The 11,139-nt window shown below is 74.3% G+C and carries 8 protein-coding genes; 4 read left to right on the forward strand and 4 right to left on the reverse strand.

Annotated features, from left to right (window positions below; genetic code table 11):
- Positions 1 to 9 precede the first annotated feature (9 nt).
- Entirely contained in the window at positions 10 to 1,353 is a 1,344-nt protein-coding gene (locus tag ABD191_RS22365) for a protein kinase domain-containing protein (protein ID WP_344085445.1), read from the forward strand.
- A 32-nt stretch (positions 1,354 to 1,385) separates the two neighbouring features.
- Here ABD191_RS22365 and ABD191_RS22370 read toward each other — a convergent pair whose 3' ends face one another.
- A complete protein-coding gene (locus ABD191_RS22370; protein ID WP_344085448.1) occupies positions 1,386 to 2,357 on the reverse strand; it encodes a DUF559 domain-containing protein in 972 nt (323 codons plus the stop codon).
- 138 nt (positions 2,358 to 2,495) lie between these two features.
- Here ABD191_RS22370 and ABD191_RS22375 point away from each other — a divergent pair, with 138 nt between their 5' ends.
- Genes ABD191_RS22375 through bioD form a run of 3 tightly spaced genes read left to right on the forward strand, consistent with a single transcriptional unit; the run spans position 2,496 to position 5,951 of the window.
- Complete coding sequence (locus tag ABD191_RS22375; RefSeq protein WP_344085450.1) at positions 2,496 to 3,935, forward strand: alpha/beta fold hydrolase; 1,440 nt, start codon at positions 2,496 to 2,498, stop codon at positions 3,933 to 3,935.
- A 10-nt stretch (positions 3,936 to 3,945) separates the two neighbouring features.
- Positions 3,946 to 5,238, forward strand: coding sequence for an adenosylmethionine--8-amino-7-oxononanoate transaminase (locus tag ABD191_RS22380; protein ID WP_425560810.1), 1,293 nt, complete (start codon positions 3,946 to 3,948; stop codon positions 5,236 to 5,238).
- A 2-nt stretch (positions 5,239 to 5,240) separates the two neighbouring features.
- Positions 5,241 to 5,951, forward strand: a complete 711-nt coding sequence (gene bioD, locus ABD191_RS22385) for a dethiobiotin synthase (protein ID WP_344085456.1) — start codon at positions 5,241 to 5,243, stop codon at positions 5,949 to 5,951.
- On the opposite strand, the gene ABD191_RS22390 is transcribed toward bioD, so the two are convergent.
- The 3 genes from ABD191_RS22390 to ABD191_RS22400 form a co-directional block, all read right to left on the reverse strand.
- The gene (locus ABD191_RS22390) at positions 5,948 to 6,763 is read right to left on the reverse strand and encodes a metallophosphoesterase family protein (RefSeq protein ID WP_344085459.1); all 816 of its coding nucleotides are present in this window, start codon (positions 6,761 to 6,763) and stop codon (positions 5,948 to 5,950) included. The two genes, bioD and ABD191_RS22390, sit on opposite strands and share 4 nt — an antisense overlap.
- A gap of 129 nt (positions 6,764 to 6,892) precedes the next feature.
- The gene (locus ABD191_RS22395) at positions 6,893 to 9,550 is read right to left on the reverse strand and encodes a DUF7824 domain-containing protein (RefSeq protein ID WP_344085462.1); all 2,658 of its coding nucleotides are present in this window, start codon (positions 9,548 to 9,550) and stop codon (positions 6,893 to 6,895) included.
- Complete coding sequence (locus ABD191_RS22400; protein WP_344085465.1) at positions 9,547 to 10,902, reverse strand: SWIM zinc finger family protein; 1,356 nt, start codon at positions 10,900 to 10,902, stop codon at positions 9,547 to 9,549. Before ABD191_RS22400 ends, ABD191_RS22395 begins: the two co-directional genes overlap by 4 nt.
- Positions 10,903 to 11,139: the final 237 nt, after the last annotated feature.

Genomic DNA, 11,139 nt, shown 5'->3' on the forward strand with positions numbered 1-11,139 from the left:
CGGGTGTACGTGAAGGAGCTACCGGACCGTGGCGACACGCTGCGGATGGACCGCACCGGCGAGCCGCTGAAGGTCGGTGAGCGCGTCGGCGAGGGCGCCCAGGGCGTGGTGCACCGGGTGATCCTCGGGTCGGGCGCGTCCCTGGCCCTCAAGTGGTACCGGCGCACGACCGACACCCCCGCGCAGCGTTCGGCCATCAAGGACCTGACGAGCCGGCCGTGCCCGCACCCGGCGTTCCTGTTCCCGATCGACACGGTGACGTCGCCGAACATCGGCGGCTTCGGGTACGTGATGCCGTGGATGGACAAGCGCTTCTCGACGTTCGCCCAGGTCGTGAACGACCCGCAGCCGCTGGGCCTGCAGACGAAGGCGCGCATCGGCCGCAAGCTGTCCGAGGCGTTCGGCGCCCTGCACGCCGCCGGCCTGTGCTACCGCGACATCAACTTCGGCAACCTGTGGGTCGACCCGCTGCGCGGCGACATCGCGATCCTCGACAACGACAACGTCGGCATCGACGACGGGCACGTGGCCGTGTGGGGCGTGCTGCGCTTCATGGCGCCCGAGGTGATCCGCCGGGAGAAGAAGCCGTCCACGACCACCGACCTGCACTCCCTCGCGGTCCTGCTGTTCTACCTGCTCATGCACGGCCACCCGCTCGACGGCCGCCGCGTCGAGGCCGGCTTCACCTGGGACGGGCAGCGCCGCTCGGACGAGGAACTCGCGCTCGTCTACTACGGCCAGGCGCCGCTGTTCGTCTTCGACCCGGGCGACGACACCAACCGCCCGGTGGCCGGGGACGGGCCGGAGCGCTGGTGGCCGATCTACCCGAAGTTCGTGCAGCGCCAGTTCGTGCAGGCGTTCACCCGGGGCCTCAGCGACGCCACCCTCGGCGGCCGTGTCCTGTCCACCACGTGGCGGGACACGTTCGTCGCGCTGTCCGACCTGTGCGCCGTCTGCCCCCACTGCACGGCCGCGATCGTGCTCGACCCGGCCGAGCCGGAGCGCCGCTGCTGGCACTGCAACCGGCTCATGCCGAAGCTGCCGTCCCTGCGCCTGCGCGGCGGGCGCAGCACCGTCCTGCTGGTGCCCAACGCCATGATCAGCAACGCCCACCTGGGCGTCGACCGCGACTTCGACACGGCCGCGGCGCTCGTCGAGGTGCACCCCCGGGTGCCGAGCGGCGTCGTGCTGCGCAACAAGTCGACGACGGCCTGGTTCGCCCAGCCCACGGGCGAGGAGGCCCGCCTCGTCGAGCCAGGCCAGGCGTTCGCCGTCCGCCCCGGCACCATCAACTTCGGCTCCGTCCGCGGCGAGATCACCGTCCCACCCCAGGACGCCGCCCCGCAGCTGTGAACCGTGGCGGTACCTATGGGTACCGCCACGGTTCATCGCTCCGGCCAACCGGCGGCAATGAGGGCCGCGCGGACGTCGGCCACCACCTTCGCCGGGTTCTCGCGAACCAGCCAGGCCGGGAAGCGGAGCACCCGGTCACCCGCCCGCCATACCTCGTTCTGCCGCGCCATGTCGTCCCAGGCGACGCGAGGGTCGACATGGTGCGCGCCGTCGATTTCCACATGCAGCCGCCACTGGGCGAAGTAGAAGTCGAGGTAACGACGCCGGCCGGCCGCGTCCCGACGAACCTGTTGCATCACCGGTTCCGGCAGACCGGCGCGCCTCACGAGGGCGAGAAAGTCCAGTTCGCCCAAGGCGGTGGCACCGCCCTCGGCGTCACGCGCGACCGCGGCGATCAGCCCTCTACGCCGGACGTTCGGCATGCGGTCGAGCACCTCCATGACGCCCGCCAGCCGGACCAGCCCTTGCTGGAAGCCCGCCGCCACGAAGTAGGTCGCTGCCCGATCCGTTGGTGCCCACGACGCGGCGTCGACGAGTGACCGAGCAGGGCTGGTCCGCGGCGGCCGCCCGAACCGGCTGACGTCGCGGTCGGTCAGCGTGGCCGTCCGGTGCACCGACACCCCGGCGGGTGGCGCGCCGCCTCGTCGATGGCGCGGCACGAGCAGGAAGATCGCCTCGGAATTCACGCCCCGTAGGCCTTGCGCCTGCAGCGCCGTCAATCCACCAAGGATCGCCGGCCGGTCGATCCCTACGGCAAGGACCGCGATCCACCGACGTTGGTCCGGGTTGATCGGACCGCTGTGGGCGACAACAATGCCTGGGTGAGGCTGCTGCCACCGGCCGGAGCGCACCCGATGCCGGACGGCACCGCGCGAAACGAATCTCGCGGCCTGCCCGGTGGTGAGCACGCCGGCCTGCCGCGCGAGCAGCAACGCCAGGCCCACGACATCGGCTCCGCGCGACATCGCCCGCAGATCGAACAGCGCTGACTCCGGCACGTACACGAGTCTGTCGCCCCGTCGACGAGGCGACTACCGGCTGTGGATAACCCGGACTGAGCGATGAACCGTGGCGGTACCTATGGGTACCACTGTGGTTCCCCACCACGCTAAGATAGACAGTAGTCGATGTAAGGAGTTGTGGTGCGGCGGGTTCTCGCGGGCGTGCTGGTTGTCGTGGGGCTGCTGTCCGTGGGGGCGGCGGCGACCGCCGCGCCCGTACGGGCGCTCAGCTGGGGGACGTGCGACGGGCTGAGCGACCCCCGGCTGCGCTGCGCCACCGTGAGCGTGCCGTTGGACTACGCGAAGCCGCACGGCCGCCGCATCGACATCACACTGTCCCGCCTGCCGGCCGCCGACCCGGCGCTGCGGCGCGGGGTCCTGCTGATGACCTCCGGCGGGCCGGGCAACGCGGGCGTGCCGCTGCCCGGGCAGTACGGGCAGGTGCTGGACCAGCGCGTCCTCGACCGCTATGACCTGGTCGGGTTCGACATCCGGTTCCTGGAGCGCAGCACGCCCGTGAGCTGCGGGCAGCCGGCCGAGGAGCCCGGCGGTTACTGGGTGCGCGTCCACGGCCACGGCACCCTGGCCGAGCACGCCAACGAAGCGAAGGAGTACGCGCGCGACTGCGTGCGCCACGCCGGCTGGGCGTTGCCGCACGCGACCACCGCGAACGTGGCCCGCGACATGGACACCATCCGGGCCGCCCTCGGTGAGACGCGGGTGTCGTACCTGGGCGGCTCGTACGCGGGCCTGGTCGGCGAGGTGTACGCGACCCTGTTCCCGCACCGGGTCGACCGGATGGTGCTCGACAGCGCCAATGACGCCGACCGGGTGTGGCGCCCGTTCGAGGTGGAGCGCACGGCCGCCATGGAGCGGACCTTCGAGGCGTTCACCGCCTACGTGGCCGCCAACCCGGCCTACGGGCTCGGGGCGACGCCGGCCGAGGTGACCGCCGCGCTGCGCGGGCTGCTCGCGCGGGCTCCCGTCACGGCCGGGGGACAGGCGTTCACGCATGGCGAGCTGGGCTATCTGATGCTGCTCGCCGAGGTGCAGGAGCAGCTGTGGCCGGTCGCGGCCGTCAACCTCGCCGCCATCGCGGCGGGCGCCGCGCCGCCCGTACCGGTGCCGTTGCGGCCCACCACGTCGTCCGGCGCGGCCGGCGTGCCCGCCGACAACCACACCGCGGTGAACATGATGTTCCGCTGCGGGGACGGCGCCTGGCCCCGGCAGCTCGCCGCCTACGCCCACGACCTGGACTTCTACGGCAGCCGGTACCCGAACTACGGCCCGGCCAACGCCAACATCACGCCGTGCGCCTTCTGGCCCGCCACGAAGGACACCATCGCGCCGCTGGCGGGACGCAAGCCCGTGCTCCTCACGGCCGCGCTGCACGACGCGATCGTGCCGATCGCCAACGCCCGGGCCGTCCAGCGGGCCATGCCCGGTTCCCGGCTCGTCACGATCGACGCCCGGTACCACGCTCCCTTCCCGTACGCCGGAAATGTCTGTCTCAACGGCGCGGTGACCGACTACCTCGCCACGGGAGTCCTGCCCGCTCAGGATGTCGGCTGCATGGGCTAGCGTCTGGCACGTGGAACCACGGCAACTGATCGAGCTGGACCGCGCGCACGTCTGGCATCCCTACGCGCCCATGCCGGGCACGGCGACGCCGCTGGTCGTGGCGTCGGCGCAGGGGGTGCGGCTGCGGCTGGCCGAGCCGGTCGGCGGGGTCGAGGAGCTGGTCGACGGCATGTCGTCGTGGTGGGCGGCGATCCACGGCTACCGCCACCCGGCGCTCGACGCCGCGGTCACGGACCAGCTCGGCCGGATGAGCCACGTGATGTTCGGCGGGCTGACCCACGAGCCGGCCGTGCGCCTGGCCAGCACCCTCGTGGAGATCACCCCCGAGCCGCTGCGGCATGTGTTCCTGGCCGACTCCGGCTCGGTGTCGGTCGAGGTCGCGGTCAAGATGTGCCTGCAGTACTTCCGCTCGACCGGCCGCCCGGCCAAGCGGCGCCTGCTGACCTGGCGGGGCGGCTACCACGGCGACACGTTCCACCCCATGTCGGTGTGCGACCCGGACGGCGGCATGCACCGGATCTGGACGGGCGTGCTGCCCGAGCAGATCTTCGCGCCGGAGCCGCCGGCCGGCTTCGACGCCCCGCTCGACGAGACGTACGCGACGCACCTGTCGGACCTGATCGCCGCGCACGCCCACGAACTCGCCGCCGTGATCGTCGAGCCGGTGGTGCAGGGCGCCGGCGGCATGCGTTTCCACAGCCCGGAGTACCTGCGCCTGCTGCGCGACGTCACCCGCCAGCACGACGTGCTGCTCATCTTCGACGAGATCGCGACCGGCTTCGGCCGCACGGGCGCCCTCTTCGCCGCCGACCACGCCGCCGTTTCCCCGGACGTCATGTGCCTCGGCAAGGCGCTGACCGGCGGTTACCTCAGCATGGCGGCCGCCCTGTGCACGTCCGAGGTCGCCGCCGGCATCTCCCGGGGCGAGCTGCCCGTCCTCGCCCACGGCCCGACGTTCATGGGCAACCCGCTGTCGTCGGCCGTCGCCAACGCGTCCCTGGCGTTGCTGCTGGACAGCGACTGGGCCGCGAACGTCAAGCGCATCGAGACCGGCCTCGTCGACGGGCTCGCCGCCGCGCGTGACCTGCCCGGCGTGCGCGACGTGCGGGTCCTCGGCGCCATCGGCGTCATCCAGCTCGACCACGACGTCGACATGGCCGCCGCCACGGCCGCGGCCGTCGCCGAGGGCGTGTGGCTGCGCCCCTTCCGCGACCTGATCTACACCATGCCCCCGTACGTCACGGACGACGCGGACCTCGCGCGCATCACCGCCGCGATGCGCCGCGCGGCCGCGCAGGGCTGACCATGAGCAGTACGGGCTACCGCGGCATCCTTGTCGTCACCGGGACGGGCACGGAGGTCGGCAAGACCATCACGACGGCCGCGATCGCGGCGCTGGCCCTGGCCGACGGGGCGAGCGTCGCCGTCGTCAAGCCGGCCCAGACGGGTGTCGCGCCGGGGGAGCCCGGTGACCTCGCGGACGTGGTCCGCCTCGCGGGCGACGTGACGTGCGTGGAGTACGCGCGCTACCCCGACCCGCTCGCCCCGGCCACGGCCGCCCGCCGCGCCGGGCTCGACCCGATCGATCTCGACGAGGTGGCCGCCGGGGTCCGGTCGCTCGCCGCCACCCACGACCTCGTACTGGTCGAGGGCGCGGGCGGGCTGCTCGTGTGGTTCGACGAGGTGGGCACCAACCTGAGCCACCTGGCCATGGAACTCAAGGCCCCCGTACTGGTCGTGGCCGCCGCCGGGCTCGGCACGCTCAACGCCACCGCGCTCACCTGCGAGGCGCTGCGCGTACGCGGCCTGACGTGCCTCGGCGTGGTGGTGGGCAGCTTCCCGGCCGAGCCGGACCTCGCCTCGGCCAGCAACCTCGCCGACCTGTCGGAGGTGGCCGACGCCCCGCTGCTCGGCGTGCTGCCCGAACGACTGGGGACGGCGACCAGGGCCGACTTCCTGAGCGCGGCGAAGGCGGGGCTCGACCCGGTGCTGGGCGGCACCTGGCCCGTTTGCTAGTTCTCGAACACCACGGTGCCCGCCTCGGGATCGCGGGCGTGCAGCGCGTAGCACAGGGGTGAGGACGGCCCGCCGACCTCGACGACCGAAGCGCCCGCGCCGGTGACGACCCGCAGCCGACCGGGCGGCGCGGTCAGGTCGGCACGGGTGACGACGCCGGGCGTGACCCAGACCGGCACACCGTGCAGCGTGCCGGACAGCTGCAGGTGGAAGTGCCCGCACAGCACCGCGAGCACGTCCGTGCCCGCGACCGCCGCGCCAAGGTCGTCCGGGTTGTGCAGCCCGATCGCCGCTAGGGCGGGGAAGGGCGCGATCGGCGGGTGGTGCAGCATCACGACCGAGCCGCCGGGTGCCGGGGTCGCCAGTTCGGCCCGCAGCCAGGCCAGTTGCGCGTCCGGGATCACCCCGTGGATGGCGCCCGGCACGAGACTGTCCAACGTGATGACCCGCAGGTCGCCGACGTGGCTGATCGCGGCGCGGTCCGGACCCGCCCGGCCGATGTCGTCACCGTTGCGGTCGAGGTGGCCGGTGCCGAGAGCCGCGCCGAAGCCGTCGCGCGTGTCGTGGTTGCCGGTGCAGTAGACGTGCGGGATGCCGCGCTCGGCGGCGAACCGGCCGACGCGGTCGCGCACCTCCGCGCAGCCCTCGGTGGAGCCGTCGTCGGCGATGTCGCCGCTCACCACGACGAGGTCGAGGTCCGGCAGCGCGCCGGCGTCCGCCAGCATCCGCTCCAGCGCGGCCGTGCTGGCCACGCCGTCCTCATCCGTGCCGGCGGCGGTGACGTGCGTGTCGGACAGGTGCAGGATCCGCATACCCGCAGGCTACGGCAGAGGTACGACGGGCCCAGAGCCTGAACGGCGCGGTCGAACCGGCGAACTCCGAGATCATCAACGGTCTCCCGGGGCCTGCTCCGGCCCCGCGCTGGACCGTGGCGGCTCGGTTCAGCCCTGCGACAGCACGCGTTGCAGCCGGCGGGCCTCCGTGACCAGGCGGCCGTTGCCGGCCCGCGCCGCGACGGGTGCGAGCTCCGGTAGCGGCGCGAGGTCGGGGCGGCCGGCCGCCGTCCGGGAGGCGAGGGCCAGCAGGTCGGGCGTGCTGGGTGGCGCCTTCGGCAGCGGCAGGACGGCCGCCAGGACGCGGGACGCGATCGCCCAGGTGGCGGCGGGCTGGCCGGCGTTGGCCAGGTCGGTGAGCGACGCGGTGATCCGGTTGACCTTGGTCGCGTCGGCGGCCAGCAGGGCGGCCAGGGCGTCACCGACCGCGAAGCCGTCGAGGTCACCGGTCACTGCGAGGGTCAGGGCGGCGTCCACCCCGGCGACGCGGCCGGATTCCCGGGCCGCGCCGAGCCCGTACGCCAGCGCGGTGGCGACGGCCGGGCCGCACGGCCCGGTGCCTTCGGCCAGGGCGGGCAGCACGGTGACGGGGTCCCCGGCGCCGTACTCCGGCCCGACCGCGAGGTCGGGCAGCAGGTGCGCGGCGACGACCTCCCGGTGCGACGGCAGGACCCCCGGCCACAGCGCCTGGCCGGCGAGCCAGACCGGCCAGCCGCGGCGGATCGGCGCGTCGCGGAACAGGGCGTCGGCGATCGGATCGTCGCTCGGCTCCGGCGGGACGAGCCGCACGATCGGCAGCCCGGTCACGTGCGCGGACGAGGACCAGGGCGGGGCCCAGTCACGCGTGGCCCGCAGGACCCTCGGATAGGCGGGTGCCCCGGCGGCCAGCCGCGCGGCGAGCCGGCGCCCGGCCGGCGACGTCAGGCCGGCGGCCCGGGCGACGACCTCGGGGTCCGCCTCCCGGGGCAGGCGGAGCAGGGCCTGCGCGAAGTCCACCGGCCACGGCTGCCAACCGTCGCGCTCCGCGCTCGCCACCCGGTCGACGAGCACGGCGGGGTCGAGGTGACCGGTGGCTGTCGTCGGCGTGGCGACGAGGAACGGTACGGGCTGGCGGCGCACCCGATGCCCGACCTCAGCGACGCGCTGCAGGAGCATGGCGTGCGGAGCCGGCAGGCCCCGCCACGGCTTGCGGCGCGTCACGTCCAAGGTCGCCAGCTGGCTGATCGTCTCGATGGTCTGCTGCCAGAGGCCCAGGGGCGGCTTGCGGATGACCGCGCGCAGGGTCATGCCGAGCAGCTGATCCAGCACGCCATTGTGGAGGTCCGCCGCGTTGGCGTACGGGACCGTCCGGTCCAGGACCGGAGCGAGGACGTCGTGCAGCGCCGCGCGATCGCCCGCCAGCGACACGCAGCCGGCGAGCACCCGCTCCCACGCGACGAGGTCGCCGCCGCCCAGCACGACCGTGGCCTCGGCGGCGAGTTCGGCCGGCGACGCGATCGGCGCCGGCATGGGGCGTGGGGCGAGCGCCACGACGGCAGGCAGGTCGACCGGTTCGGCCATCAGCGGCGTCCTCAGCAGGCCGGCGGCGCGGCCGGCCAGGTCGGCGCCGAGCATGGTGGCCGCGTCGGCCAGCGCGGCGCGGGCGTCGGCGTCGCACCCCCCGACGTGCCGGGCCACGATGGTGAGGGCGCGCTCCTGCAGGTCGAGCGACGGATGACCGAACGCGGTGGCGACGGACCCAAGGAGGTCGCCGACCGCCTCCGGGTGTCGTTTCGCCGCGCGGTCCATCCAGGACAGCTGCGTTCGCACGAGACCACGTTGCGGCCGGAACAGCACGTCGCGGCCGGCCTGCGCGATCACCTCGACGTCGAGGCGCCCGGCGTCGTCCAGGGCGCGCAGGGCCTTCAGCGCGCGGGTGGCCACGACCGGTGGCGCGACCGGCAGCAGCCGGGCGTAGTCCTCGTGCCGTTCGGCCAGCTCGTCCAGGGTGGGTGCCAGCGCGTCGTGCAGCGTCACGAACGCGGTCAACGCGGCGGGCCGGTCGCCCTTGAGGAACCGGCCCAGGCAGCCATCGAGCAGCGTCGCGCGGTCGAGCCGGCCGTCCCCGGCGAGCGACGCGAAGGCCAGCACGCCGTGGTCGGCGTCGGGCTGCTGGGCGGGTGCGGACGTCCCGGAACCGGCGGCCATGATGGCGCCGGCGCCGTCCACCTCGAACAGCCGGGGCACCAGGGCGTCGAGGAAGGGCGACTCGCGCAGCGCCTGCGCGACGCCGTGCCTGCGACGGCCGTTCCCGGTGAAGAGGGACTCGAGCCAGCCGAGCACGAACTGGTCGCCGGTCGGCGGCTGTGCGCCGGACACCGTGACGAGGTCCGCCGCGAGGCGCCAGCGTTGCGGGGTCCGGCTGCGCTCGGTCAGGCCGTCGGCGAGCCGCCACGCCAGGTCGGGCAGCCACGGCACGCCCCGGTCGGTCAGTACCGCGACGAGGACCGCCGGGTCCATGTCGACCATGCCGAACGCGGGCCGGTTGAGCCAGCCCGCCACCTGGATGGCGGTGGGCAGGCAGCCGGCGCCGGCCACCATCAGCGCCCGCATCTCGTGCCGCCGCTGCCAGGCCGCCCACTGGTCGACGCCCGTGAGCTGCTTTTTCACGACGGCCGCCACGGCCTGCCGCTGCTGCGGGGTCGCTGCCCGCAGGGCGAGCACGACGCCGTCGGTATCGCCCTTGCCGACGTGCCGGAGCACCTCCGCCGCGAACTCCGCGCTCACGCCGGCACCGCCTCGCGGTCGCCGGTGAGCACCATGCCGACCGCGAGGGCGTGCTTGCACGGGCCGCGGCCGCCCCGGTATCTCGCCCACCACGGGCACGTGCACGTGGCCGGGGCGCCGTCCACGACGGCCACGTCGTAGGTCTCCTCGCCGCTGCGTACCCGGGCGGTGTTGTCCGTGACCGCGACCGCGCCGTCCGCGACCAGCTGGCGTGCCCCGATCAGGCGGGGGTTGAGCTTCGCGGCGGCCGCCGCGTCGTAGGGCAGGACCCGGTGAAAGTACGCGGCGTCGGCCACGTCGAAACCGACCCGGCCTGCGGTGCCGAGCTGGGTGAGGGCCGCCCGGACCCGGTCGGCGGGCAGGGCGGCGGCCGAGGCCAGCGCGTCCACGTCGACGGTCGGGTCCCACGACAGCAACGCGCTGATCAGGTCGGCGTCGGCGATCGCCTCGTCGGTGGCCAGGGCGGTGAGTACGGCGCCCTCGCCGGAGAACCCGCGGCTCGGCTCCGGCGACAGCGTCAGCGACACCCGCAGCGACGGGGTCTCGATCTCCCACGTGCTCGCCACGGGGGCACTGCCCGGGCCCACCGGCGGCCCGTAGGCGCGCAGCGTCGTGGCGAAGCGCAGCAGCGGCCGCAGCACGGCCAGGCGGCCCTGCCCGGGCAGGCACACGGCACCCGCGACCGGCCGCGACGTGAGGCGCAGCGAGCGCCCCGACGGCACGACCCACAGGACCGTACGGTCCGTAGGGGACGCGGCCCGGCGCAGGAACGCGGCGGCCTCGGCGGCGGACACCTCGATGCGCGGGTCGAACCGCGACGCGATCACCTGCACCTCGGCGAAGCCGCGCAGCCACCGGGTCGGCAGCGGCACCTTCTTCTCCACGACGCTGCCGTGCATTGTCGTGACGGTCAGGTCGTCGGGACCGACGTCGAGGCGCAGCGCGGACGACCCGGCGACCCGGGCGAGCGCGGTGCGCAGCGGGGCATTGACGTCCACATTGGTCGTACCGTGGTCGGGGGTCTCCCCGTCGAGCGCGGCGGGCAGCACGTCCATGCGGGCGTAGACGCCGCAGCAACCGGAGAACGACTCGAAGCGCAGCCGGTCGCGGCTGCCGGTGACGACCGGGTCGAGGCTGCGTGGGCTCAGCGGCTGGTAGTAGCGGGTGCGGGCCACCTCGGCGACCGCCAGCAACCCGGCCGCGACCGGCTCCGCCGTGGTGACGAAGCCGCTGAAGAAGCGCGGACGCGCAGCGGCGGCGGCCCGCTGCGCGACCCCGCCGGAGGTCTGCAACGACAGCCCCCCGTCGGCGAGCCCGGAGGGCCGCAGATACGAGTACGTAGCGCTCGACATGCCGGCGACCTTACGACCCCCCTCCGACACCCCTCGCCCCCATCCCGCGCCGCCCACCCGTTCCCGCCCGACGGCGCCGTTCCCGCCCGACGGCGCCGGGCCCGCCCGACGGCGCCGGGCCCGCCCGACGGCGCCGTGCTCGCCCGACGTTTGGACGATTCCGCGTGGAATCCGGGGCGGTTATTCCACGCGGAATCGTCCAAATCATCGGGCCCGTGGCCGGGCGCCCTGGAGGCG

It is taken from the genome of Luedemannella helvata, from assembly GCF_039528415.1.
Classification (GTDB): Bacteria; Actinomycetota; Actinomycetes; order Mycobacteriales; family Micromonosporaceae; genus Luedemannella; species Luedemannella helvata.